The organism is Marinomonas sp. PE14-40 (genome assembly GCF_051623805.1).
In the GTDB taxonomy this organism is placed as follows: Bacteria; Pseudomonadota; Gammaproteobacteria; order Pseudomonadales; family Marinomonadaceae; genus Marinomonas.
The window spans coordinates 3183097-3206512 of sequence record NZ_CP130700.1 but is presented as its reverse complement, the minus strand read 5'-3'; the positions used below and the strand labels follow the sequence as shown (position 1 = coordinate 3206512).

At 40.8% G+C, this 23416-nt stretch carries 25 protein-coding genes; 8 read left to right on the top strand and 17 right to left on the bottom strand.

Going from position 1 to position 23416, the window contains the following annotated elements:
* The first annotated feature begins 8 nt into the window (after nucleotides 1-8).
* From Q0A08_RS14880 to Q0A08_RS14870, 3 genes are all read left to right on the top strand, one after another.
* Nucleotides 9-977 (top strand): 3-hydroxyacyl-CoA dehydrogenase NAD-binding domain-containing protein, encoded by a 969-nt coding sequence (locus Q0A08_RS14880; RefSeq protein WP_046015621.1) that lies wholly within the window; start codon nucleotides 9-11, stop codon nucleotides 975-977.
* A 124-nt stretch (nucleotides 978-1101) separates the two neighbouring features.
* A complete protein-coding gene (locus Q0A08_RS14875) occupies nucleotides 1102-2787 on the top strand; it encodes a BCCT family transporter (protein ID WP_438462300.1) in 1686 nt (561 codons plus the stop codon).
* A gap of 75 nt (nucleotides 2788-2862) precedes the next feature.
* Nucleotides 2863-3861: a GlxA family transcriptional regulator gene (locus tag Q0A08_RS14870; RefSeq protein WP_438462299.1), complete on the top strand. Its 999-nt coding sequence runs from the start codon at nucleotides 2863-2865 to the stop codon at nucleotides 3859-3861.
* 44 nt (nucleotides 3862-3905) lie between these two features.
* Here the strand turns inward: Q0A08_RS14870 and Q0A08_RS14865 are convergent, their stop codons facing one another.
* The 10 genes from Q0A08_RS14865 to Q0A08_RS14820 form a co-directional block, all read right to left on the bottom strand.
* Entirely contained in the window at nucleotides 3906-5090 is a 1185-nt protein-coding gene (locus Q0A08_RS14865; protein WP_438462298.1) for a TauD/TfdA family dioxygenase, read from the bottom strand.
* Nucleotides 5091-5295: 205 nt separating this feature from the next.
* A complete protein-coding gene (tatC, locus tag Q0A08_RS14860) occupies nucleotides 5296-6066 on the bottom strand; it encodes a twin-arginine translocase subunit TatC (protein WP_438462297.1) in 771 nt (256 codons plus the stop codon).
* 22 nt (nucleotides 6067-6088) lie between these two features.
* Nucleotides 6089-6481, bottom strand: a complete 393-nt coding sequence (gene tatB, locus Q0A08_RS14855; protein WP_438462296.1) for a Sec-independent protein translocase protein TatB — start codon at nucleotides 6479-6481, stop codon at nucleotides 6089-6091.
* A 3-nt stretch (nucleotides 6482-6484) separates the two neighbouring features.
* Nucleotides 6485-6694 (bottom strand): Sec-independent protein translocase subunit TatA, encoded by a 210-nt coding sequence (gene tatA / locus Q0A08_RS14850; RefSeq protein WP_438462295.1) that lies wholly within the window; start codon nucleotides 6692-6694, stop codon nucleotides 6485-6487.
* 28 nt (nucleotides 6695-6722) lie between these two features.
* Nucleotides 6723-7055: a phosphoribosyl-ATP diphosphatase gene (locus tag Q0A08_RS14845; RefSeq protein ID WP_438462293.1), complete on the bottom strand. Its 333-nt coding sequence runs from the start codon at nucleotides 7053-7055 to the stop codon at nucleotides 6723-6725.
* Between the two features lie 16 nt (nucleotides 7056-7071).
* On the bottom strand, nucleotides 7072-8715 hold the full coding sequence (ubiB, locus tag Q0A08_RS14840; protein WP_438462292.1) for a ubiquinone biosynthesis regulatory protein kinase UbiB: 1644 nt from the start codon (nucleotides 8713-8715) through the stop codon (nucleotides 7072-7074).
* Nucleotides 8716-8717: 2 nt separating this feature from the next.
* Nucleotides 8718-9473: a bifunctional demethylmenaquinone methyltransferase/2-methoxy-6-polyprenyl-1,4-benzoquinol methylase UbiE gene (ubiE, locus tag Q0A08_RS14835; RefSeq protein ID WP_438462291.1), complete on the bottom strand. Its 756-nt coding sequence runs from the start codon at nucleotides 9471-9473 to the stop codon at nucleotides 8718-8720.
* A gap of 179 nt (nucleotides 9474-9652) precedes the next feature.
* Nucleotides 9653-11167 carry a diguanylate cyclase gene (locus tag Q0A08_RS14830; RefSeq protein ID WP_438462290.1) on the bottom strand — a complete coding sequence of 505 codons (1515 nt, stop codon included), beginning with the start codon at nucleotides 11165-11167 and terminating at the stop codon, nucleotides 9653-9655.
* A 14-nt stretch (nucleotides 11168-11181) separates the two neighbouring features.
* Nucleotides 11182-11811 carry a thiol:disulfide interchange protein DsbA/DsbL gene (locus tag Q0A08_RS14825; protein ID WP_438462289.1) on the bottom strand — a complete coding sequence of 210 codons (630 nt, stop codon included), beginning with the start codon at nucleotides 11809-11811 and terminating at the stop codon, nucleotides 11182-11184.
* A 219-nt stretch (nucleotides 11812-12030) separates the two neighbouring features.
* Nucleotides 12031-12633 (bottom strand): c-type cytochrome, encoded by a 603-nt coding sequence (locus tag Q0A08_RS14820; protein ID WP_438462288.1) that lies wholly within the window; start codon nucleotides 12631-12633, stop codon nucleotides 12031-12033.
* A gap of 203 nt (nucleotides 12634-12836) precedes the next feature.
* Between Q0A08_RS14820 and yihA the strand changes: the two genes are divergently transcribed.
* Nucleotides 12837-13472, top strand: a complete 636-nt coding sequence (gene yihA, locus Q0A08_RS14815; RefSeq protein ID WP_438467649.1) for a ribosome biogenesis GTP-binding protein YihA/YsxC — start codon at nucleotides 12837-12839, stop codon at nucleotides 13470-13472.
* A gap of 96 nt (nucleotides 13473-13568) precedes the next feature.
* Here yihA and Q0A08_RS14810 read toward each other — a convergent pair whose 3' ends face one another.
* Together Q0A08_RS14810 and mutY are read right to left on the bottom strand one after the other, a co-directional pair.
* A complete protein-coding gene (locus Q0A08_RS14810; protein ID WP_046015635.1) occupies nucleotides 13569-13853 on the bottom strand; it encodes an oxidative damage protection protein in 285 nt (94 codons plus the stop codon).
* A 100-nt stretch (nucleotides 13854-13953) separates the two neighbouring features.
* Entirely contained in the window at nucleotides 13954-15003 is a 1050-nt protein-coding gene (mutY, locus tag Q0A08_RS14805; RefSeq protein WP_438462287.1) for an A/G-specific adenine glycosylase, read from the bottom strand.
* A gap of 603 nt (nucleotides 15004-15606) precedes the next feature.
* On the opposite strand from mutY, the gene hisB reads away from it, so the two are divergent.
* Genes hisB through hisF form a run of 3 tightly spaced genes read left to right on the top strand, consistent with a single transcriptional unit; the run spans nucleotide 15607 to nucleotide 17714 of the window.
* Nucleotides 15607-16200 carry an imidazoleglycerol-phosphate dehydratase HisB gene (hisB, locus tag Q0A08_RS14800; protein ID WP_438462286.1) on the top strand — a complete coding sequence of 198 codons (594 nt, stop codon included), beginning with the start codon at nucleotides 15607-15609 and terminating at the stop codon, nucleotides 16198-16200.
* Between the two features lie 25 nt (nucleotides 16201-16225).
* Nucleotides 16226-16888 (top strand): imidazole glycerol phosphate synthase subunit HisH, encoded by a 663-nt coding sequence (hisH, locus tag Q0A08_RS14795; RefSeq protein ID WP_438462285.1) that lies wholly within the window; start codon nucleotides 16226-16228, stop codon nucleotides 16886-16888.
* A gap of 52 nt (nucleotides 16889-16940) precedes the next feature.
* Complete coding sequence (gene hisF / locus Q0A08_RS14790; protein ID WP_438462284.1) at nucleotides 16941-17714, top strand: imidazole glycerol phosphate synthase subunit HisF; 774 nt, start codon at nucleotides 16941-16943, stop codon at nucleotides 17712-17714.
* A gap of 47 nt (nucleotides 17715-17761) precedes the next feature.
* Here hisF and Q0A08_RS14785 read toward each other — a convergent pair whose 3' ends face one another.
* On the bottom strand, nucleotides 17762-19918 hold the full coding sequence (locus tag Q0A08_RS14785) for a helix-hairpin-helix domain-containing protein (protein ID WP_438462283.1): 2157 nt from the start codon (nucleotides 19916-19918) through the stop codon (nucleotides 17762-17764).
* Between the two features lie 269 nt (nucleotides 19919-20187).
* Here Q0A08_RS14785 and Q0A08_RS14780 point away from each other — a divergent pair, with 269 nt between their 5' ends.
* Nucleotides 20188-20583, top strand: coding sequence for an H-NS histone family protein (locus Q0A08_RS14780; RefSeq protein ID WP_438462282.1), 396 nt, complete (start codon nucleotides 20188-20190; stop codon nucleotides 20581-20583).
* 55 nt (nucleotides 20584-20638) lie between these two features.
* Here Q0A08_RS14780 and trmB read toward each other — a convergent pair whose 3' ends face one another.
* The 4 genes from trmB to rsd all read right to left on the bottom strand — a co-directional run bounded on the left by trmB (nucleotide 20639) and on the right by rsd (nucleotide 23282).
* Nucleotides 20639-21364: a tRNA (guanosine(46)-N7)-methyltransferase TrmB gene (trmB, locus tag Q0A08_RS14775; protein ID WP_438462281.1), complete on the bottom strand. Its 726-nt coding sequence runs from the start codon at nucleotides 21362-21364 to the stop codon at nucleotides 20639-20641.
* Between the two features lie 63 nt (nucleotides 21365-21427).
* Nucleotides 21428-21829 (bottom strand): DUF423 domain-containing protein, encoded by a 402-nt coding sequence (locus tag Q0A08_RS14770; RefSeq protein WP_438462280.1) that lies wholly within the window; start codon nucleotides 21827-21829, stop codon nucleotides 21428-21430.
* A gap of 9 nt (nucleotides 21830-21838) precedes the next feature.
* Complete coding sequence (locus Q0A08_RS14765; protein WP_438462279.1) at nucleotides 21839-22819, bottom strand: WD40 repeat domain-containing protein; 981 nt, start codon at nucleotides 22817-22819, stop codon at nucleotides 21839-21841.
* Nucleotides 22812-23282, bottom strand: a complete 471-nt coding sequence (gene rsd, locus Q0A08_RS14760; RefSeq protein ID WP_438462278.1) for a sigma D regulator — start codon at nucleotides 23280-23282, stop codon at nucleotides 22812-22814. The genes Q0A08_RS14765 and rsd overlap by 8 nt, the downstream gene beginning before the upstream one ends.
* Nucleotides 23283-23416: the final 134 nt, after the last annotated feature.

Below are 23416 nucleotides of genomic sequence, written 5' to 3'. Positions count from 1 at the left end.
GAGAGATGATGGCGCGTCCTAATCCGGATCAGGTATCAAAAGTTGGGGTAATAGGCACAGGTGTTATTGGTGGTGCTTGGGCTCTGCATTACCTTCGTATGGGAATGGAAGTCGTTGCTTACGACCCTGGCCCCAATTCAAAAGAAAAATTATTGACCATGGTCGACAATATTTGGCCCACGATTGAAAAATTGGGTTTAAGAGAGGGAGCAAGCAAAGATAAATTACGCTTTGTAGATTCTCTGGATGCTTTAGCTAATCAAGTTGAGGTTATCCAAGAAAGTACGCCAGAGCGATTGGATGCTAAACGTAGTTTGTTTGCAGACCTTGATCGTATCGTTCCTGCTGATGTGGTGATTATTTCCAGTACGTCAGGATTTGCTATGACAGATATGGCAAATGAGCTTGAAGCTCAGCCTGACAGATTTGTCGTTGGTCATCCTTTTAACCCACCTTATCTGGTGCCTTTTTGTGAAGTTTGTGGCGGTGAAAGAACCAGTCAGGAAGTGGTTGATTGGACCGCAGCCTTTTATGAGGCGACGGAAAAGCAAGTCGCGAAAATGGATAAAGAACTACCGGGCTTTATTGGTAACCGTCTACAAGAAGCCTTATGGCGTGAAGCCTTACATATGGTAGCTAACAAAGAATGTTCAGTGGAAGACATAGATAAGGCGATTGCATACGGACCGGGCTTACGTTGGGCCATCATGGGACATTGTTTAACCTTCCACTTAGGTGGTGGGCAAGGCGGTATGGCACATCTATTAGATCACTTTGAGGATGCATTAGAAGAGCCTTGGACGCGCCTGAAAGCGCCGAAACTGACACAAGAACTGAAAGATGACATGGTGGCTGGGTGTTTGACACAAGCCAATGGCGCGTCCATCGATGAGCTTGTACAAGAACGTGATGATTGCCTGATTCGTATTATGCAGACACTAGACGAATATCGGGCAGAGAAAGGTATTAAACGCTAAGCGTTTGATATGTGTGAGTTCAGGATGACTGGTCTGGCACGGATGCCAATGAGGTGAAAATGAAGTCGTAATAGTAACAAAGAAAGCTCTCTTAATAAAAACTATAGAAATGGAGAATACGCTTATGTCGTCTACCCCTCAAGAAGGCTTTGAAGCATCAGAGTCTAGGGTATTTAAAGCTGAAAAATTGGCCCAAGCCGGGCTATTTAAAGGTATGCATAAGGGCATGACGATTAGTTCGTCACTCTTGGTACTTTTGTTCGTATTATTTACTGGGACGAATACTGAATTAGCTGGGGAGCTATTTGGCAGTATTCGTACTTGGATTGAAGTAACTTTTGGTTGGTATTACATGGTCACCATTGTTTTCTTAATCGCTGTTTGTGCCTTTATCGTCTTTAGTCGGTTTGGTAGCGTGCGTTTAGGTGATGATGATAGTCGGCCTGATTTTAGTAACTTTGCTTGGTTTTCTATGCTTTTCTCTGCTGGTATTGGCATAGGCATCTTATTTTTTGGGGTCGCTGAGCCTATTTTCTACCTAGATAACAGTGGTGCGTTTGGTTACCCAAATAACCCCTATGCCGATATGGCAGGTGCAGGCGCTATTGGCTATGATCGCGCGGTAGATGCTCTGAGAGTGACATTTTTCCATTGGGGTTTTCATGGATGGGCTGTTTATGTCATCGTCGGTATGTCATTAGCCTATTTCGCTTATCGTAAAAAACTTCCTTTAGCGCTGCGCTCTGCACTCTATCCTTTTATTGGTGATCGTATTTATGGGCCTATAGGGCATATTGTCGATATTTTTGGAGTGCTAGGGTGTGTGTTTGGTGTGGCGACATCACTTGGTTTGGGGGTCAGTCAGATGTCGGTTGGGCTTGAAAGGCTAATAGGTGTTGATTCTGGTGTACCGACACAACTATTTTTGATTGTTTTGATTACCATAGTTTCTGTGTTGTCTGCGCTATCTGGGGTTGGGCGCGGTATTAGAATTATTTCTCAGTGGAATATAATTGTCTCTATTCTCGTGGTTGCATTCTTTTTATTTGGCGGACCGACAAGTTGGTTATTAGGTATCTTTGGGGCTTCGTTAGGGGACTATCTCGCAAACTTTGTTCAAATGGGGCTTTGGTTCCCAGAAGAAGATGGCCCTGCTAAATGGCAAAATGGCTGGACCGTCTTTTACTGGGGGTGGTGGTTAGCTTGGGCACCTTTTGTTGGTTTATTTATCGCGCGTATTTCTCGCGGACGTACTCTAAGAGAGTTTGTTATTGGAGTCTTGTTAGTACCTACCATTATCATCTTTGTATGGTTGGGTATCTTTGGTGGTACTGCACTTTTCCAAGAATTGACTAGCAGTGCAGGCGTGGGTAACGCAGGTATTATTGAGCTTGTTAAAGCTTGGAATTTGCCTGCGGCTTTATTTGCCAGTGCTGACGGTATCTTTGGCGAAGGTGTCATAGGCTGGATTGTGTCTGCCATGATGGTATTTCTGCTGATGAGCTGGTTTGTGACGTCTTCAGATTCAGGCACTTTGGTATTAACGACTATCCTATCTTTAGGGAATGAAGAACCGCCAAAAGCTTTTCGTATCTTTTGGGGCGTTGTTATTGGATTAGTTGCCGCAGCCTTGTTAGTTGCTGGTGGATTAAGTGCTCTACAAACAGCAAATATTGCAGCTGCGCTGCCGTTAAGCTTGATTATTATTGTGATGACGCTAGGTGTGCTTAAATCACTCTTTAACGAAGTGAATGGTCTGGGTAAGACAGGAGCGGGAGGCGATAGCGAGACGCAATTAGTCAAAGATTAACAACTTTAGCTTGTTGGCTAAAACTTTAAGATACGGCCGTAAAATAAAGGCCGTATCTTTTTTTTAGGAGATTGGATGCAAACCTCACCATACCCAAAGACGCAAAAGCCATTAATTGCAGATGATGATGGGGTTTTTACCTTATCTTTTTTGCTTTTACCTGAATACGCTATGGCGTCGCTGCTTTCTGCTATTGAACCTTTGCGCATAGCGAACCGTTTGGCGGGTAAAACGTTATTTAGGTGGCAGTGCTTTAGTGAAGAAGGGGAGGCGGTTTTAGCTAGCAATGGTTTAGCGCTGCAAGAATCCAAATCAATAAACAGTTGTGATAAACCGAGAAACCTCTTTGTGAATGCGAGTTTCCATCCGGAAAAACACACTTCAGATAAATCTATTAAATGGCTACGTGAATTGCATCGTCTCGGGTTCATGATAGGCGCCCTAGATACTGGGTGCTATTTGTTAGCTAAGGCAAAGCTATTAGAAGGTTATCAAATTACTTTGCATTGGGAAGCTAAGCCCGCTTTTCAAGAACGTTATCCTGAACTTGAAATTAGTGACGAACTCTTTGAAATTCAGGATAAGCGCATCACCTGTGCTGGTGGTACTGCTGCAACCGATATGATGCTGTATTTAATAGAAGCCTATTTTGAACCAGAGCTGGCGATTTTAGTGTGCGAGCAACTCATTAAAAGTGAGGCTCGAAATCCAGCCGATCATCAAAGAGCTAGCCAAGGTGAAAAACTTAACTTACATCATCCTAAGATTTTAAAAGCCTTAGAGTTAATGGCATCCAATATCGAAACCCCGCTAACCACATCGGATTTAGCTGACTGTTTGTCTATTTCTGTTAGGCAGCTCGAAAGATTGTTCTTACAGTATTTAGCTTCAACGCCTTCAGCTTATTATGTGCAAATGAGAATAGAGCACGCGCGTTATCTCTTGTCTGATTCTGGTCTTAGTATCTCAGAGATTGCTCTTGCCTGTGGTTTTAGCTCAACCGCGCATTTTAGCCGTCGTTATCGAGCGCTTTATGGTACAACGGCTAGCCAATATCGCTCTGGCATAGAATAGCTGTCCTATTTTATGACCGCTAAGCCTCTATTTTGTTTGAGCCCTTAGAGCGCATCCCTTTCAAGTACTCTTATGCGAGATAAAAGTTCATCTCTGTCGATATAACAGCCTTGTAGGTGCCTTGATCCTGTTTTCAGGTCGAACGCATTACGGGCGTGTAAGACTCTACGATTATCAAAGACGATGAGATCACCGCTGTTTAAGCGATGAAAGAACTGAAACCTTTCTTCTCGAGTAAGTCGTATAAAACAACTGTAGGCTTTATATAGGGCTAGGGTTTGATGTGCTGGCGCATCAATTGGCCCTCTTAGAAAGTTAGCAAGACGGACTTCAATAACCTGCTTTTTTTCATCAAGCACTATCGCTGTGCCTCGAAAGCGGTAGTCACTGTGTTTGTCTTTGTTATAGAAGGCCATGGGGATACGGGATAAGCTTTCAAACTCTTCTGGGTAATGTTCGCGCATATGCTCGGCTATCTTAAAACCATCTACCAAAATTGATTCGCCACCTGCGGCATCGTTGACTAGGCAGTGTAAAAACTGCAACCCAGGCTGTAACTCTCGTGTCGGTAAATCTGTATGCAAAGGTAAGCGTAAATCAGTATAAGCGGTACTGTTGGCATCGGCTTTTGCCTGAACATTAAAAATAGTTCCAAAGTTAGTTTCTCGAATAAAAGAGATGCGGTTTGCCACCTTAATCAGGGCGTTTGGCTCTCTTTCTACACTCTTAATAAGCGCTATTCCATAGTCCCTTAAATCTTTTAGCCAAGTTAAAAGGTGTTGGTCGCTTTGCATGATATTGACGCAAGTACTGGTGGGTAACTTTTGATGTATTGTTTCTTTATCCCACACTTTTGCGTGCCACTGTTTAGCCTTTAAGGCGCTGTCACTATAACAATGACTGAATAACCAGCCGGGGTGATACTGGCTAATATGATCAGCATGATCCCACTTGATTACTAGTCTATTATCATCGGATAAGTAGGCTTCTTGGGGTTTTATTGTTTCTGGCACATCACAAATTTCAAATACCTGCTCTCTTGTGAGTGTGGCAATACATTCAGAACAATGACAATTATCTCTTAACCAAAGATAGTGGTATTCGCTCTCATGGCCGTTATCCCAGGTGATTAAAAGCGATTCGTTTCCTAGTTGAAGAGTTAGCGGGATTTGCTTTATAGGGTAAGGGGTAAATGATGCAATTTCTGTATGGGCGTCGGCTAATGTCATCGTACTTTCCTAGTTAATGTTTCAATGAGAGAGGTAACTCTTTGAATCATCTTATAACGAGGATTAACGATTTTTGTGGTACCGAGTCGACATCATATTGCACCAATCCGACAGATTTATGAGGGTGTTTTACTCGCCAATCTTAAGTTTTAGCTATAAAAAAAGAGAAGCTAGGCTTCTCTTTTTAATTTGCTTGTAAGAGTCTTTATTCTGTCTGAGTGGATTCTTCACTAGGCTTTTCTTCTTCGACCTTGACGGTTCTTCCTGCTAATAAACCAACTTCAAATAACATCCACATAGGGATAGCTAACAGGGTTTGAGAAAAGATATCTGGAGGGGTGATCAACATGCCCATAACAAAGCAGCCAAGAATAATATAAGGGCGCTTTTTAGATAAGGATGCAACGCTTGTGACACCCGCTTTGATCAAAAGATAAGTCGCAATAGGAATCTCAAAAGTAACACCAAAAGCAAAAAATAGTTTTAAAACAAAATTAAGGTAACTATTTATGTCTGTCATAACGGTCACTTCACTTGGGCCGACTGAAGTAAAGAAACCAAATACAAGTGGCAATACCACGTAATAGGCAAACGCTACGCCGCCATAGAAAAGAAGAACACTCGAAACGAGTAAAGGAATCGCGAGTTTCTTTTCATTTCTGTATAGGGCTGGGGCAATAAAAGCCCAAGCTTGGTATAAAGTAAAAGGAATGGAAATTAAAACGGCGACGAAAAAAGTCAGTTTTAAAGGGGCTAAAAAAGGAGAAGCAACTTCCGTTGCAATTAATGAACTCCCTTCTGGTAATAGTGCCCGTAAAGGTTCTGATATTGCTAGGTATAGTTCATTCGCTATGGCATAAAGTGCTAGAAAACAAATCAAAATAGCCAAAACGGATTTGAGTAAGCGGTTTCTTAATTCGATAAGGTGAGAAACTAGCGGCGCTTGGCTCTGATTATTTTGTGTTTCACTGCTCATATTAACATCTTAAATCTAGGGGTTAGCCAGTAACAGACTTGTTATCCGCTTCATTGGGTTGGGCTGTTGCTTGGACTTGCTCAGACGCTTCAACAGAGGCGTCTTGAGAAACTTCTGGCTCATCTTTAGTCATAGCACTTTCAGGCAAGGGAGTGATAGTGTTTTGAATCACATCTGGCGAGTTGGACGCTGGTGTTTCTTGCATGATGCGCTGATTATTTAAGTCCAGTTTACGCTGTAGTTCTTCTTGATCTAGTTGAGCATTGATCTCACGTTGAACCGAGTTGATACTACGTCGTATCTTACGAACCCATAAACCGGCTGTTTTTGCGGCGTGAGGTAGGCGTTCTGGTCCAAGGATCAGAAGGCCTACAATAAACACGACGATTAACTCAGAGAAGCCAATATCGAACACGGATTATGCGCTCTTATCGTCTTTTTTAGTCTCGCCATCAATTGCTTTCGCTTGGGCGTTACTATCATCATCTTCTTTGTTTACGGCTTCTTTAAAGCCTTTAACTGCACCACCTAAATCACCGCCTAGGTTTTTAAGTTTCTTAGTGCCGAAAATTAAAATAAGAATGGCCAAAACGATCAATAGTTGCCAAATGCTGATTCCACCAAGCATAGTTTTTCTCCTAATTCAGATTATCTGGTTATTTAGTGCGGTTGGCTTTTTCTTCCAAACCGGACAAGTTAAAACGACGGGCCAGTTCATTTAAAACATCTTCTGGACCTAAATCTAGGTGAGAAAGCATGATTAAAGAGTGAAACCATAAGTCAGCTGTTTCATAGATAAGATCAGACTTATCGCCAGATGCTGAGGCATCTTTTGCCGCTATAATAGCTTCAACAGATTCTTCGCCGACCTTTTCCAATATCTTATTTAACCCTTTTGCGTGCAGGCTAGCAACATATGATGAATCTGGGCTAGCACTTTTGCGCTCTTCTATCGTTTGTGCGAGCTGGGCTAATACTTCTTCTTTCATTGTAAAATCTCTTGTATTACTTCTTTAATACTAACAGGTATATACCAACAGCGAATAGGGCCAAGCTAGTTAAATCCGCGTGAGCAATACGAGTGAGGCTAACCTCATCCGCATTTAACCAAGCTGTAACTAAACTGATAACACCTAATATTTTAAAAGGTAGCATCCGATTGTTACGTTTTAGCTCTTGTTCTAATTTAATAATTGCCTGAGTGTTTTGTTGATGCCTAACATCTTGATGGCTGATCTGCTCCAGCGCTGAATAGATTAAATTAGGGATCTTAGGTAGGTGTCCTGCCCACTCAGGTGCTTGAATTTTTATTTCTTCAAAGACTCTTTGGGGGCCAATTTGACCTTTTAGCCAGCGTTCTAAGAAAGGCTGTGCGGTTTCCCATAGATCTAAATCTGGGTAAAGTTGACGGCCTAAACCTTCAATATTGAGTAGCGTCTTTTCCAATAAAACAAGCTGGGGCTGAACTTCCATATTAAATCTGCGTGCAGTTTGGAATAATCCAATAATGACTTGCCCAAAAGAAATGTCTTTTAATGGTTTAGCAAACATGGGCTCACAGACACTACGAATAGCTGATTCAAAGGCGTGCACTGGCGTGCCTTTTGGAACCCAACCACTTTCTACATGTAGCTCGGCAACGAGTCGATAATCACGTTTGAAAAAGGCGAGTAGGTTTCGCGCTAGATAGCTTTTGTCTTCATAGGAAAGGCTACCCATGATGGCGCAATCTATACCTATGTATTTTGGTGATTTTGGATTAGTAACATCGACAAAAATATTACCTGGGTGCATATCCGCGTGAAAAAAGCTGTGATCGAAGACTTGAGTGAAAAAGATCTCAACCCCTCTAACCGCAAGGCATTTCATATCTACATCGGCTTGTTTTAATTCGTCGATATTGGCCACCGGGATACCAGAAATTTTTTCTGCCACCATGACGTTTTTGCGAGTGTAATCCCAATGAATCTGAGGTACGTAAAGTAGATCTGAATCTTCAAAGTTACGCCTTAGTTGGGCTGTATTAGCCGCTTCTTTGGTCAGGTCTAGTTCATCAAGAATGGTATGTTCGTAATCTTCAATAACTTCAACGGGTCTTAAACGTCGGCCATCGTCATTGATATTGCGAACTAATTTAGCAATAGCGTAAAGCAGGCCGATATCTTTGCGAATGGTCTTTTCTATCTTTGGTCGAATAACTTTGACGACAACTTCTTCACCGCTTCTTAAGGTCGCGCAATGCACTTGTGCAATAGACGCTGAGGCAAGTGGTTCTATGGTGAAATCTTGAAAAACGTCTTCGACATTTGCACCTAAGGCTTTTTCAATCAGGTTGCGGGCTTCTTCTTTATTAAAAGGCGGGACTTTATCCTGTAATTTAGCCAGTTCGTTGGCAATATCTTCATCAAGCAGGTCACGGCGTGTTGATAAAATCTGACCGAATTTAACAAAAATAGGGCCAAGAGAGATCAAGGCCATACGCAACCTTTCGCCTCTGGTATAGCGTTTACTGGGTTTAAGTAAACGACTTACTAGACCAATGGAATATTTTAGGTACCAAGGAAGTTTATCGTAAGGTAAAAAAGCATCCAGACGAAAGCGTATAATTACGGCCAGTATCCGTAGCGCACGAGATAAATTTTGAAACATTTTTACAGCTTAAATCCCTTGTGTAGCGCAACGATGCCGCCAGTCATGTTTTGGTAACTAGTACGTTCAAAACCAACATCGTCCATCATGCCTTTTAGCGTTTCTTGGTCTGGGTGCATACGAATAGATTCTGCTAAGTAACGATAACTTTCTGAATCGTTAGCAATTAATTTACCCATCATAGGCAGCAAACGGAAAGAGTACTGGTCGTAAATGTTGGATAAGCATTCAGATTCAGGCTTAGAGAACTCAAGAATCAAAAGGCGACCGCCTGGTTTTAATACACGATACATGGATGCAATCGCAGCGTCTTTATTCGTTACATTACGAAGACCGAACGCTATGGTGATGCAGTCAAAGGTGTTGTCAGGAAATGGCAGAGCTTCGGCATTAGCTTGTACAAACTCAACATTACCAACGACTCCTCGGTTAGCCAATTTGTCACGGCCAACCTTTAACATAGAATCATTGATATCCGCTAAAACAACTTTACCTTGAGAGCCAACAATACGAGAAAACTTAAGGGTTAAATCGCCGGTACCGCCAGCAATATCTAGCACCTTGTTACCAGAGCGAACGCCAGACTGATTGATTGTATGCATTTTCCATAGGCGATGAACACCACCAGACATGAGGTCATTCATGATGTCATACTTGGCTGCTACAGAATGAAAAACCTTGGCAACGGCGTCGACTTTTTCGTCAACTGGAATTTCTTGAAAACCAAAATGTGTCGTTTTGTCGTGTTGATCTTGCATGAAAATGTGTCCTAAACCCGAATTTTAAGGGTGACTAGTATTCCGCTTTTGCATGTTTGACTAATAAAGTGAAACGAAGAAGACGGCTAAAGGTTAAAATATAAGACTATTATGAAGATCTATGAGTAAAAACTCTATTGCTCTCACATAAATATTACGAGATTTTTGACAAAACAGAGTTACTCACTGATAACCTTGTTTCTACCTGCACTTTTAGCTTGATAAAGTAGTTTATCTGCCCGTTCAAATAGGTCCTCATGGGACTCATTTGCAGCAAGTTGAGCGATACCAATCGAGATAGTAATAGGGACGGGCTCACCATTCACATTAAATGGCATTTTCTCAACCGCATCACGAATTGCTTCGGCTTTATTTTTAGCATCAGAGAGTTTGCAATTAGGTAATAGAAAAACGAACTCTTCACCACCATAGCGGAAAACCATATCTTTTTCTGAAAGCACACTTTTGAGTTGGCGAGGCAATAGATTGAGTACTTTGTCGCCGGCTAAATGTCCCCAAGTGTCATTCACATTTTTAAAATGGTCTATGTCGAATACACCTAATATTAAAGGGCTTTTGCTCTTTTGAGCCAGCTGACACATAGGCATGATAGTGTCTTGGTAAGCGCTGCGATTAGGTAAATTAGTCACAGTGTCTGTTGTTGCTTGCGCGATTTTTTGCTGCAAGTTAATACGTAAATTTGAGCTGTCCTTCTCCATCTTGGTGACTTTCTGTCTTAGCTGAGTGATAGATTGAGTCGCGTTTTTCTCTTGCTCTACCATTTGCTTTTGGTATTCAGTCATGGTGCTGGAAATATTATCCAAACGTACTGAGATCAGTTTTTGCAATTCGGTTAGATCATTGGCCTCATCGACCGCTGTTGAGGTTTCACTTACTTGTTGCTGAATCTTGTCATTAAAGCTTTCTCTATGGGTAGAAAGCGTTTTTTGCGCCTTATAACTATTGCCAACACTGATATTAATTGACGCCAGTTGCTTATTTAGTTTGCCTAGATAAGAGGTCAGCTCTTGTTGCGACGAGCCTAGGGCTATCATGGTTAAATTTATGCTCTCGGACAAAATCTGCGGCACAATTTGAAGTTTCTTTTCCTGTTCAAGCAAAGACTTAAGTTCGCTTACTTGTTCATCATATTCGATAGGAAGCGGTAAATTACCTAATAAGTTTAATAGAGTACGCGAGATATCATTAACCACATCTTGTTCGGATTTGGCTGATTTTGTTTCTTCTTTGGTAAAGAGTCTGCTGAAAAATGATCGCTTTTTAACCGATTCTTGATTGAAGGTCGCTTTAGTTAAGGTTAAAAATTCAGCTAAAAGAGCTGGCCATTGATAGCTACTTTGCCAGTGAGAGCGAATGTTCGTCTCTAGAGCATTCTTTTTTTGATTAGGGATATGATGATTAGGTAGGCTGTTTAAGGACTCGATAAGGTCCAGTAAGCTATCTTTAAATAACTTAGCTCTTTCCGCTCTGGATTTGTCGGATGCAATAAGCCTTGGTTCGGCTTCTTTCAAAGCAAGGCGAACGTCATTTTCGTCCGCCTCACCAGAAATTGTACGCCTGATTTGAGCTAATGTTTTATCTAGCTCAGGGTCCATGCCCTCAGCCATCATACTTGTTCTAGAAACTGCCTTACGCAAGGCTTCGACAAGGTTATCACTAGATGGATCAGGCATTGGGCCTCGCTTAATTAATTTTTCATAGATTGGCGTTCTTGTTCGATCAAGAAATCAACCACGCTATAAATTTTATTATTACCACCTGCAGATTGTGCTGTGACCAGGTATTTTCCATTTACGATTAAACCTGGAACACCACGTGCGCCGTAAGCTCTAATTTTTGCATCAGCTTGGGAAAGACGGCTATTTACTGCAAATGAGTTAAATTGCTTTTTAAAGTTAGCTTCACTTACTCCGAATTGAGTGAAGAACTCAGCAAGTTTATCTTCAGAGTTTAGCCTACGTTTGTCTAGATGAATCGCATTAAATATTGCGGCATGTGTTTTTTCTTGTAAACCCAATATTTCAGAAACGTAATATGCTTTAGCTTGAGCTTGCCAGCTACGACCGAAAACAGCAGGCATAAACTTAAAATCTACATCGTCTGCAATGTTTTTGCTCCAAGCCTGAGTGACAGGTTCAAGGCTAAAACAATGTGGACATCCGTACCAAAAAATCTCAACAACTTCTATTTTGTTGGGGTTGGTAGTACGTACAGGGTTTTTAATCAGTGTATAGCCGTTCCCAGGACTATAATCAGCTGCGAATAAAGATGCAGGTAAGCATAGTAATACAGCCAAAGTGATTAAGATCTTTTTCATGAAATCATCCTATGTATTAGAAAAAACTAGGGGCATATCTATGCCAATAAAGTTGCGAGCAGTAAGTTAAGATACTGTTCGTAAACAAAAGTTCATTCGAATGTTGGAAAAATACAAAAAAACCTCCAATTGGAGGTTTTTTAATCTCAAGCCTCTGAAGTAATGCACTCACTTAGAGGGTTGAGCTAGGTTTGGATTCCGCTCAGGTTAAAGAGCTGACTAGTACAAACCTTGAATGTAGCTAGAAACAGCTTTGATTTCGCGATCATTCATTTTGAATGCGATATCTTGCATGATTCTAGATGGATCGTTTACACGCTCGTTGCTTTGGAATTTCTTCAACTGAGCGGCAGTGTAACCTGCGTGTTGACCTGCAAGTGCAGGAAATGCTGCTGAACCTAGACCTTTACCTGCTGGACCGTGACATGCCATGCAAGCTGGAACGCCTGTTTTTGGGTTACCAGTACGGTAGATAGCTTTACCCGCTTCCACAAGTTCTGGATCAGCCTGACCGGTCACAACTGGGTTGCTAGCAAAATATGCAGCAATGTCGCTTAGGTTTTGGTTGTTGTAACCATCTAATAAGCCAGTCATTTCTGTCACAGGACGTGTGCCAGATTTGATGTCTTTAAGTTGCTTTAGTAGGTAACCTTCTTGTTGACCTGCTAATTTAGGAAAGTTGGCAAGTGCGCTATTACCATCCGCACCGTGACATGCTGCGCAAACAGTCGTCAATTCTTTACCTGCTTCTGGGTTACCTTGCGCTACTGCGGCAGAAGATGCCCCCATTGCGACCAACATACCAATTAGTACTTTTTTCATTCGCTGCCCCTGAGAATCCAATCAAAATGTGACGACTTTACCTGGCGAGTATAGCCATCACCTAATTTGCCCGCCTATTAAACCAGATTTTCCAGCATGTTTAACTAGTTTAAACATGGTAAATAAGCAAATTAGCAGGCATTATATACAACCAGATGTAAAACGTGAACGCTAATCCTACTCTATTGACGAATATCAAGTATATGACACCCTTTGATTCCATTTTTCGCTCGGCCCATTTTATTAAAAGTGCTGAGAAGTTATCCCAATGCCCAGTTGACCAAGGTTTAGAAGTTGCCTTCGCGGGGCGCTCTAATGCGGGTAAATCAACTGCCCTAAATACCTTAACTGATCAGAAAAAACTGGCCCGTACGTCGAAGACGCCAGGACGTACTCAGTTGATTAACTGTTTCGGATTAAATGTTGAAGATCGTCGTCTAATAGATTTGCCAGGATACGGTTTTGCAAAAGTGCCTGTTGCCATGAAAATGAAGTGGCAAGCGCATATGCAAGACTACTTGATGAACCGCCGTTCTTTGGCTGGTGTCGTGTTAGTGATGGATATACGTCATCCTTTAAAAGAATTTGACCATATGATGTTGGACTGGTCTAAGTCTAACAAGATGCAAGTGCATGTTATTTTAACTAAGTCTGATAAGTTAAAGCGTGGCCCTGCAAAATCAACTAAGTTGCAAGTGGCTAAAGCTCTTAAAGATTTAGAAGTGATAGGTACTGTACAAACTTTCTCTGGTTTGAATGGTGATGGTATCGATGAGCTTCGTTTGAAACTGTCTACTTGGCTGAGTTTAGATATGTTTATTGAGTCTGAAGCAGAATAATTTTGCTGCAGCTATAAAATTGCTAAAGCTATAAAAAAGCCGCGATTAATATTAATAGTCGCGGCTTTTTAATGTCTGTTATTGCTGATTTAAGCTTTATAACTCTTCAATATCGTCAAAATCTGTATGGCCTTGGATTTTGTCTGTTTCTTCATTGTTAAAAAACTTTTCCATCTGCTCCATGATGTACTTGCGTGAGTCTGCTTGCATCATATTAAGCTGCTTTTCATTGATCAGCATAGTTTGCAGGGCTTGCCACTCTTGCCAAGCCTGTTTTGAAATGTTTTCAAGAACATCAATTCCTTTTTGTCCGGGAAAAGGCGCGCGATCTAAACCTTCAAGCTGCTTCTGATGCTTTTTGCAAAAAACTGTTTGTGCCATCTTTTCGGCCCTTATCTTGTTCGTATAAAAATGAATAATGTTTAAATAATGGGGCTTTAACCCAAGGTTTCAAGCTATAAAGTTAGCTTGATTCATTGCCTTATTTATCTAATAAAGGCGTCAAAATCTTGCGAATCGGTGTTGGTAAGCCTAATGTCATCGCTTCTTCTAATGTATACCATTGATATTTACCGTCTTCACCTATTTCGTCGCTGGCTTGGATGCTTGCTAAGTAAGGTGTTATTTCTAAGTGGTAATGACTAAAAGTATGGCGGAACCCTGTGAGCGCGCTAAGGTTCTCTATTGTTACTTTAAACCTTTGTTCTGTGGCTAACGTTATGGCTTCATCTTGGCTTTCAGGCAAACTCCATAATCCCCCCCAAATACCCGTGCTAGGCCTTTTTTCTAACAAAACCTTTCCATCAGGATTTTGTAGTACCAACATATCTGTTTGTCTTGTTGGAATACTCTTTTTAGGCTTCTTGATTGGGTAATCTGTTGGTGTACCTGAGGCAAGGGCTTGGCAATCTTCTTGAATGGGACAGAGCAAGCATTGAGGCTTACTGCGAGTACAGAGAGTGGCACCTAAGTCCATCATAGCTTGGGTGTAATCGCCACAACGCTTTGCTGGCATATAGCTTTCAGCTAGCTCCCACATGGCATTTTCGGTTTTCTTTTCACCTGGCCATGTATCAATTGCATGGAAACGACCTAAAACTCTTTTAACATTTCCATCCAAAATAGCCGTTTGCTCATTGCGAGAGATGGATAAAATGGCTGCAGCCGTTGACCTACCAATGCCTGAAAGTTCACACACGCCTTCTAGGCTTGCCGGAAAAGTACCATCAAGCTCATTAGCCAGTACTTTTGCTGCTTTATGAAGGTTTCGAGCACGGGCGTAATAGCCTAAGCCACTCCAGTGAGCGAGTACCTCATCTTCTGGGGCATCAGCGAGACGGTACACATCCGGAAAGTTTGTCATGAATTTTTGATAATAGGGAATAACAGTCACGACTTGGGTTTGTTGTAACATGATTTCTGAAATCCACACTCGGTACGGCGTTTTATCCATTTGCCACGGTAGATCTTTGCGTCCATGTTGATCAAACCAAGTTAAAACTCTGTCTGCAAAATTATCGATAGGCTGCATTTTTGTGTCACTTAAATAAAGGTGGCGGCATGATATCACTAGTAATTAGCTTGCCATAACCTTTGCTTTAGGAAACTGCGAATAAGTCACCTCTTCTCAGTCTACTCTTTTAAGGTATATGGGGGAAAAGTGTCAAACAAGGTATCGCTTTGACGCAATCTAGGCACATTTCGAGAAGAGGTAACACAGAATGAGGCTTTTTTGAGATGTCATTTAAGTATTCAAAGACCTGAAGGGCGTGGTCTAAAAGCCCTATCTTTATGTTGAGAGCCTTATCAATAGAATCACTATTAAGTTTCGCCCCTCGCCATAAATCTAGGGGCTTTTATCTACACGCTGAGGCGGGGGGGCTTATTTGCAGCTTCCTCAAAGTAGAACTTAATATATGCGAATAAAGTTGGTCGATTTTCCTCTTTAATTCCTTAAGATAACTGCTTTTAGCGCCATTTTGAGTATATAATCGAGATCCTATGCAAATTTGAAAGTCGTTCAGCATACTCGTTACGACAGTCCGTATGAGTAGCATTCTCTTAGTGAGTCTAGAGAGAACTCTTTTATTTTATTGATACAGCCAATACCAACAACTCCAGGAGAGTAAGCCCCATGTCAGATCGGATCGCTAGTGTTGAACGTAATACGCTTGAAACACAAATTAAGGTAAGTATTAACCTAGATGGAACAGGTAAATTTAACTGTGAAACAGGTGTGCCTTTTTTAGATCATATGTTAGATCAAGTTGCACGACATGGTTTGATTGATTTGGATATCCATGCTGTGGGTGATTTACATATTGATGCTCATCATACTGTAGAAGATCTAGGTATTACCCTGGGCCAAGCTTTTAATCAGGCTGTAGGTGATAAAAAGGGAATTAAGCGTTATGGACATGCTTATGTGCCATTAGATGAGGCCTTATCTCGTGTAGTTATCGATTTTTCAGGTCGTGCTGGACTAGAAATGCATGTTCCTTTCACTCGTGGCTCAGTCGGTGGTTTTGATGTTGACCTCTTCTCGGAGTTTTTCCATGGATTTGTTAACCATGCTAAAGTGACACTTCACCTTGATAACTTACGTGGTAAGAACACTCATCACCAAGCCGAGACCGTGTTTAAAGCATTTGGTCGTGCTCTACGTATGGCGCTTGAAGTTGATGAGCGTATGGCAGGTCAAATGCCATCTACTAAAGGTTGTTTATAAGCTGTAAGGCTCAGAGGACATAAGAATGACATTAGCAAGTAACAAAACAGTTGCAGTCATTGATTACGGAATGGGAAATTTACACTCGGTAGCAAAAGCATTAGAGCATGTTGCTGACGAGAATACCCAGGTAATAGTAACAAGTGATCCAGCTGCTATTGATGCAGCAGATAGAGTGCTATTACCGGGTGTTGGTGCGATTCGTGATTGTATTGGTGAAATGTACAACACAGGATTAGTGCCAAGTATCCAAAAAGCGATGAAAGAAAAACCATTTCTAGCGATTTGTGTGGGGATTCAATCTTTAATGTCCCACAGTGAAGAAAATGCAGGTGTAGACTGCTTAAATCATTTTGCTGGCAATGCACTTTTCTTCGGCGAAGAGCACAAAGATTATGATGGCAGTAAGCTAAAAGTCCCTCATATGGGGTGGAATCAGGTTAAGCAGAGCATTGCCCACCCTTTATGGAAAGATATTCCTGATCAGGCTCGTTTCTACTTCGTACACAGCTTTTATGTTGTGCCAGAAGACAAAAGTGAAGTGGCTGGGACTTGTGACTACGGCCATGAATTTTGTGTCGCTCTAGCGAGAAATAATGTGTTTGCAGTTCAGTTCCACCCTGAGAAAAGTCATAAAGATGGTTTACAGCTTTATAAGAACTTTTTGAACTGGGATGGCAAGCCTTAGTTTGTTTTTGAATTATGCCTGAATATACGGCAGCAAGAGTTGAGGAGTCGAAATGGGCTTAGCAAAACGTATTATCCCTTGTTTAGATGTTGATAATGGACGTGTGGTCAAAGGGGTTCAGTTTCTTGATATTCGTGATGCGGGTGATCCAGTAGAGGTTGCTAAGCGTTATGACGAGCAAGGTGCTGATGAAATCACTTTTCTAGATATTACAGCTAGTTCAGATGACAGAGCAACCACAGTACATATGGTTGAAGCCATTGCTAGTCAGGTTTTTATTCCCTTGACGGTGGGTGGCGGCATTCGTACTTGTGATGATATTCGTCGCATGCTGAATGCGGGTGCTGACAAGGTCGGTATTAATACGGCTGCAGTTTTTAATCCTGAATTTGTAAGAGAAGCTGCCCAGCGTTTTGGCTCACAGTGTATCGTGGTTGCGATCGATGCAAAAAAAGTGAGCCAAGAAGGTGAAGAAGATAAATGGGAAATATTTACCCATGGAGGCCGTAAACCAACTGGTTTAGATGCGGTTGAGTGGGCTAAGAAGATGGTTGATTATGGTGCGGGTGAAATCTTGCTAACCAGTATGGATAGAGATGGTACTAAAAACGGATTTGATCTAGGTGTTACTAGTGCAATCAGTGACGCTGTGCATGTGCCTGTGATCGCTTCTGGTGGCGTAGGTAATCTAGAGCATCTCGTTGATGGGGTTATTCAAGGTAAAGCGGATGCTGTACTTGCTGCAAGTATCTTCCACTTCGGTGAATATACAGTACCTGAAGCTAAAGAGTTTATGGCTGAACGTGGCATAGAAATGCGCCTTTAGTTATTGCTGACATGATCGGCTTATCATTAGCCGATCATGTTTTGTTGTTATAGGCCTATGGCTTTTAGAGAAATTCTTTTGCGCTTCTCATCCACTTCTAATACCTTTACTTTTAAAATATCGCCAACTTTTACTAAGCTCGCTGGATCTTTTACGAAGCGGTTCGCTAGTTGTGAAATATGAACTAAACCATCCTGATGTACACCAATATCAACAAAAACGCCAAAAGCCGCTATATTAGTTGCAACACCTTCTAATACCTTGCCTTCTACTAGATCAGAAATCTTTTCTATTCCTTGGTCAAATTTGGCGTATTTAAACTCAGGTCTAGGGTCTCTTCCCGGTTTGGCTAGCTCTAGAAGGATATCTTCAAAGGTATAGTGATCAATATGAGGGAATTCACTACGCAGCGATTTAATCTTGTCGATGGCTTGTGTGTTACTGATTAATGCTTTTATCGAAGAGCCAAGCTTGGTCGCTATCTCAGCTACCAATGGGTAGCTTTCCGGGTGAACGCCAGATGCATCCAGAGGGTTATCACTGGTCTGAATTCTTAGAAAACCTGCGCAATGCTCAAAGCTCTTATTACCTATGCCTTTAACTTGCTTCAACTCACTTCTAGTGTTAAAGCTGCCATGTTCATTCCTGTAGGTGACAATGTTATTGGCTAAGCTTGGGCTAAGGCCTGAGATATGCTCTAACAAGCTTGCAGAGGCTGAGTTTAGATCAACACCTACCTTGTTAACACAATCTTCAATAACAATGTTCAGCGCTTCTTTTAATCGGCTTGTTTTTATATCGTGTTGATACTGTCCCACTCCAATTGATTCAGGGTCAATTTTAATGAGTTCTGATAGGGGGTCTTGTAATCGTCTAGCAATGGATATTGCGCCTCTAATAGTCACATCTAAATCAGGAAACTCTTTGCTAGCAATTTCTGATGCAGAATATATAGAAGCCCCTGACTCGCTGACAGTGACACATATTACATCTAAGTTTTCTCGTTTAATTAAATCATTGAGTAATTTATCTGTTTCTCTTGATGCTGTGCCGTTTCCTAGTGCGATTAAGCTAACCCTAAAATTTTTAATTAAACTTATTAATGTTTCTTCACTTTGGTGTGTTTTGTTTTGTGGCGGGTGGGGGTAGATAACAGCATCTTTTAGAAAGTTACCCTGTTCATCAATGACGGCTATTTTGACTCCATTTTTGAATCCGGGGTCAAGGGCCATGATTCTTTTATTACCAGCAGGCGCTGCCATTAATAAGGCTTCTAAGTTCTGGGCAAAAACTTTCGATGCTTCATTTTCTGCTTTATCTTTCAATTGAAGCAATAGGTTAGATTCTATTTTAGGGAGGACTTTAGTTAGCCAGACCTGGTTTAAAATTTCTTCTTGAATGAAAGAAATTCGATTTTGTCGAACTGCATATTTTAAGTTCAGACTATTTAAAAAATTTATTGCTAGGCGAGGTATTTCATTTGTAGACAAACTGAGTGCTAGTTTAATAAAACCTTCTTTTTTCCCTCTAAAAAGAGCAAGAGCTCTATGGGAGGGGATATTTTTAACTGCCTCGCTATAGTCGAAGTAATCACGGTACTTTTCACCTACTTCTTTTTTTCCTCTAATAACACGGCTGTTGATCATACCCGTATTATAAATATAGGTCTCACAGGCTTGTATGAAATCTGGCTTCAATAATAGAGGTTCACTGATCAGATTAATAATATGTATTTTAGCGTCTTCGATAGAGATATTTTCATCAATATTCTTAGTATGTGCTAATAGCTTCGCATCGTTCCAGGATGTCCAGTGATTCCATGATTCTAAAGCTAGTGTCTCGAAGCCTAGGTTTCTTGCTAATTCAAACACACTAAGTTTGGTTGATTTGTAGGGTGCGTAAATTTCTTCAAGTTGTTTTTTTGTTTGGCTTGCTTGAATGCTATTTTTTAAATCGTTTGTGAGTTGTTTATTATTAGTTAGTTTCTCTATTAATTTAGTTTTATTGCTTTCAAGTTCTTGTAATTGCTTTTGTCTTATTTGGAAATTACGTAAATCAATATCACTCAAACCTTGAGTTTGATCCTTTCTGTAGCGAGCAATAAAAGGGATGCTTGCGCCTTCATTAATCAGAGACAGTGTGTTTTTTACAATTTTTACAGAAATATTAAATTCTTTCGCTAGTTGGTTTTCTAAATTAAACATTTATTACTTAATCCAATAGTTATCATTACAAACTTTTTACAAAAAAATAAGAAATCCATTATTCTTGCATGATTTCAAAGGAATAGTTTCATGAATCGGGCTTTAATAATGAATAAAATGACTTTAAAGCACATTATATATACGGTTTTTTAAATTAAATAATTAAACACATTAGATTTTTTGCAATTCTTAATTTAGAATGCATTTTGATTTTAATGTGTAACGTGCTTATATTTAATTTATCACGTTTTTATATTCAGAGGATAATTATGAGTCTTTTACTTGAACTTGCTGGCAATAAAGCAAAAGCACGAGCTGCTGCAAAAGAATTAACCATTGCCCAATTAGAAAACCTAATCTCTGGTTTCTCTAATGCACTAGAAAAGCTTAAGGAAGAGGAAAGCTTACGACAAGCTGAAGAGGCTCAAAGGACTGAGAAAGCGGAAGAGCTAGCAAAACTTATTGCTCAAAGCGGATTAACACTTGATGAAATTGCTGCACTTTCTGCACCTAAAGCAATTGCAACTAAAGGTAAAAGTGTTGAGCCAAAATATCGTTTGGAAATAAATGGTGAAGAGCATTTATGGACTGGACGTGGCCGCACACCAAAAGTATTCCAAGAATACTTTGATGCTGGTAATAGCCGTGAGAGCTGTGAACTTTAAGTTCATTTGATTAAATTGAGACAATTAATTTAATTGTCTCAATTTTAATGTCTCGTTATTTCTTGGTGTAGATTAAATCCCAAACACCATGACCTAGTTTTTCTCCACGTAACTCAAACTTTGTTAATGGACGCCACTCAGGTCTTGGGTGATAGTTGTTTGCACCAACAGAATTTGTGTAATTTGTTTGCGCTTCCATTACTTCCATCATGTGTTCTGCATAAGGCTCCCAGTCGGTTGCCATATGAAAGTTACCAGACTCACTTAAAATCTCAGCAATTTGGTTTGCAAAGCTTGCTTGTACTATGCGACGTTTGTTGTGTTTCTTTTTATGCCAAGGATCAGGGAAGAATAATTGAAAGCAGCTCACAGAAGATTTAGGAATGCATTGAGCCATTACTTCTATCGCATCATGGCAATATACTCTTAAGTTTTTAACCTCTTCTTCTTTAGCTGTCATCATAAGCTTGGCAACACCTGGAGGGTGAACTTCGATGCCAATGAAATCTTTCTCTGGAGCATTTTTTGCCATTTCGACTAGGGATTTACCCATGCCAAATCCGACTTCAACAACAACATCTGCTTGACGGCCAAAAACATCTTGGTAATTAATTAGTCCATTTCCTACATCAAGCCCATAAAAATCCCAGTTTTCGTCATAGGCTTTTTGTTGACCTTCGGTCATTCTGCCACCGCGAACAACAAAACTACGGATCGTTCTTTTATGTTCAATTTCGTCTAAATTGGGTGTGTTTTCTTGGTTTTTGTCGAGTTCTGTCATGATTTTTAATGCAATAAATTGGAATTTAAAATGAGGGGCAATCCTAGCCTAATATGACCCTATTTAGCTAGTCGTCTCGGTTTTTAATCTTAAAAAGAGCCATATCATATATCCCCATCCAACGAGAAAGAAAAGCCCTCCGATAGGTGTTAGTATGGCGAGAGATTTATTGCTTGTGATAGCCATAAAAAACAGACTACCGCAAAATAAGAGGCTGCCGATACTAAAGAGAGAGCAGCAGTGCCTTATTTTAGGTAGGCTACTGTAGAAGGACAAAGTAAAAAGCGATGCAAGGCTGTGATACATCAGATAGTCACTGGCTGTTTGCCACCAGACGATGTTTTTATCTGGTAGCATGTTTTGAAGTGCATGGGCACCAAATGCGCCTGCTGCTACAGAAATTAAGCCAAGCAAAGGGGGGAGAATATAGAATATTCTCGAGATATTGGAGTTGTACTGATTCATTCTAAAATATTAATCAAGAGTGTTTAGTAGGCCATTACTGCCAATCGCATAATATTTATCACCTGTACCAAAAGCGACAGCAAGGACAGATGAGCCTGTCGGCCTTAATTTGTCTTTTTTGTTTAGCGTCCAGGATTTAAGTGTATCACCCGTTAAGACACTTAATAGTTTGACGCTACTATTAATACCACCCACTAATAAATATCGATTGTCAGTAGAGAATTTTGCTTTCCCATAGGTGATATTTCTAGAAGTGAGGCCACCTGTGCTTATTTCACTGACGACTTCGCCTGTGCTCGTTGACCATATCTTAGCTGTACCAAGCTGAGCAGCGGCAAACACATATTTGCCATCTAGAGAAAGTGCAACAGATGCAATGCGATTAGATAGTTGCCACTTTTGGCGCTGTTCGCCCGTTTTTATATCCCACAGAGTGACGTTGTAGTTATCATCTCCGGTAACAGCCATATCTCCGGTTTTGTCTAAAGCAACAGCGCGAACGATAGCACCCGTTCTGAGTGTTTGTTTGATACCACCGTTTTTGACATCAAAATAGCGAGCGGTTTGATCATCCATACCGACTAAAGCAAAGTCGCCGTTGTCATTCGCCATCAGTGATTTAATGTCGCCAGGTGTATTCCAAAAACCTTCAGACTGTCCTGTCACTGTATTCCACAAAACTAAAGTTCTAGCGCCACCAGTAATGGCATAGCTCCCGCTTGGGTCTATATCCACGCTAATTAACGGAGTGAACTCAGCTTTAGCATGGTTCCAGTTAAATCGTCTTTCGTTATTTTGAACAGACCATAAACTACCACCATGCTGGATCGAGCCAACTAGAGACGTTGTTGCATCATCACTAATGTCGGCCGAATACAGGCCTTGGCTTGCTAACTCTGAGGTGCTAACAGCATCCCCAGATGAGCAGGCAACTAACAATGTAGAAAGAGAAAAAACTAAAAAGGATTTAACCAACATCGTATTAAGCACTTTTTTCGCTATGGGCCTCGTGTAGTTCTTCTATCAAGCGATCTTCTAAAGTGAATCTTTCCGCCATTACTAGGCTTAAGGCTTGTAGAGAGAATGGAAGTGCACCAAGCAATTCGTTGCAGTGCTCTTTAGTATCAAATTTGTCATTGAACTCAATCACAACTTCGGTCGTACCCTGAATTTCTGGTAGTAACTGTTTTAGCAGTAGTAGCGCGCCATCATCATTAAAGGCTTCCGCTTCTTTAGCTAGTTGTTCATATACTTCAAAATGTCCTGTTGAAATATAATCAATTAACTGTTCACACACTTGTTGGATATTGTTTGTATCCAGAGGGGTAAATTCACCACGCTCTTTCAACTGAACAAAGTTAATAATGAGGGCTTGGCGTGCATTTAACCAGCGATCTATTAAGTCGTGTACGCCACCCCAACGTTCTTGTGCAGATTTACAACCTTCTAACATGAGTATGACTCCATTTTGAGATTAATATCATCAACGATAAGTCTCTTACTTATGGCATTTAGATATGGCATTTGAGAGATATCGCATGTCCTAACGCTTCCTAGCATATGCCCATCATCATTAGGCTGCAAGCA

Bases quoted from the DNA above. Each gene is read 5' to 3' on its own strand.
- Q0A08_RS14880 (WP_046015621.1), top strand. From the start codon at position 9: ATGGCGCGTCCTAATCCGGATCAGGTATCAAAAGTTGGGGTAATAGGC.
- Q0A08_RS14875 (WP_438462300.1), top strand. From the start codon at position 1,102: ATGTCGTCTACCCCTCAAGAAGGCTTTGAAGCATCAGAGTCTAGGGTA.
- Q0A08_RS14870 (WP_438462299.1), top strand. From the start codon at position 2,863: ATGCAAACCTCACCATACCCAAAGACGCAAAAGCCATTAATTGCAGAT.
- Q0A08_RS14865 (WP_438462298.1), bottom strand. From the start codon at position 5,090: ATGACATTAGCCGACGCCCATACAGAAATTGCATCATTTACCCCTTAC.
- tatC (WP_438462297.1), bottom strand. From the start codon at position 6,066: ATGAGCAGTGAAACACAAAATAATCAGAGCCAAGCGCCGCTAGTTTCT.
- tatA (WP_438462295.1), bottom strand. From the start codon at position 6,694: ATGCTTGGTGGAATCAGCATTTGGCAACTATTGATCGTTTTGGCCATT.
- Q0A08_RS14845 (WP_438462293.1), bottom strand. From the start codon at position 7,055: ATGAAAGAAGAAGTATTAGCCCAGCTCGCACAAACGATAGAAGAGCGC.
- ubiB (WP_438462292.1), bottom strand. From the start codon at position 8,715: ATGTTTCAAAATTTATCTCGTGCGCTACGGATACTGGCCGTAATTATA.
- ubiE (WP_438462291.1), bottom strand. From the start codon at position 9,473: ATGCAAGATCAACACGACAAAACGACACATTTTGGTTTTCAAGAAATT.
- Q0A08_RS14830 (WP_438462290.1), bottom strand. From the start codon at position 11,167: ATGCCTGATCCATCTAGTGATAACCTTGTCGAAGCCTTGCGTAAGGCA.
- Q0A08_RS14825 (WP_438462289.1), bottom strand. From the start codon at position 11,811: ATGAAAAAGATCTTAATCACTTTGGCTGTATTACTATGCTTACCTGCA.
- Q0A08_RS14820 (WP_438462288.1), bottom strand. From the start codon at position 12,633: ATGAAAAAAGTACTAATTGGTATGTTGGTCGCAATGGGGGCATCTTCT.
- yihA (WP_438467649.1), top strand. From the start codon at position 12,837: ATGACACCCTTTGATTCCATTTTTCGCTCGGCCCATTTTATTAAAAGT.
- Q0A08_RS14810 (WP_046015635.1), bottom strand. From the start codon at position 13,853: ATGGCACAAACAGTTTTTTGCAAAAAGCATCAGAAGCAGCTTGAAGGT.
- mutY (WP_438462287.1), bottom strand. From the start codon at position 15,003: ATGCAGCCTATCGATAATTTTGCAGACAGAGTTTTAACTTGGTTTGAT.
- hisB (WP_438462286.1), top strand. From the start codon at position 15,607: ATGTCAGATCGGATCGCTAGTGTTGAACGTAATACGCTTGAAACACAA.
- hisH (WP_438462285.1), top strand. From the start codon at position 16,226: ATGACATTAGCAAGTAACAAAACAGTTGCAGTCATTGATTACGGAATG.
- hisF (WP_438462284.1), top strand. From the start codon at position 16,941: ATGGGCTTAGCAAAACGTATTATCCCTTGTTTAGATGTTGATAATGGA.
- Q0A08_RS14785 (WP_438462283.1), bottom strand. From the start codon at position 19,918: ATGTTTAATTTAGAAAACCAACTAGCGAAAGAATTTAATATTTCTGTA.
- Q0A08_RS14780 (WP_438462282.1), top strand. From the start codon at position 20,188: ATGAGTCTTTTACTTGAACTTGCTGGCAATAAAGCAAAAGCACGAGCT.
- trmB (WP_438462281.1), bottom strand. From the start codon at position 21,364: ATGACAGAACTCGACAAAAACCAAGAAAACACACCCAATTTAGACGAA.
- Q0A08_RS14770 (WP_438462280.1), bottom strand. From the start codon at position 21,829: ATGAATCAGTACAACTCCAATATCTCGAGAATATTCTATATTCTCCCC.
- rsd (WP_438462278.1), bottom strand. From the start codon at position 23,282: ATGTTAGAAGGTTGTAAATCTGCACAAGAACGTTGGGGTGGCGTACAC.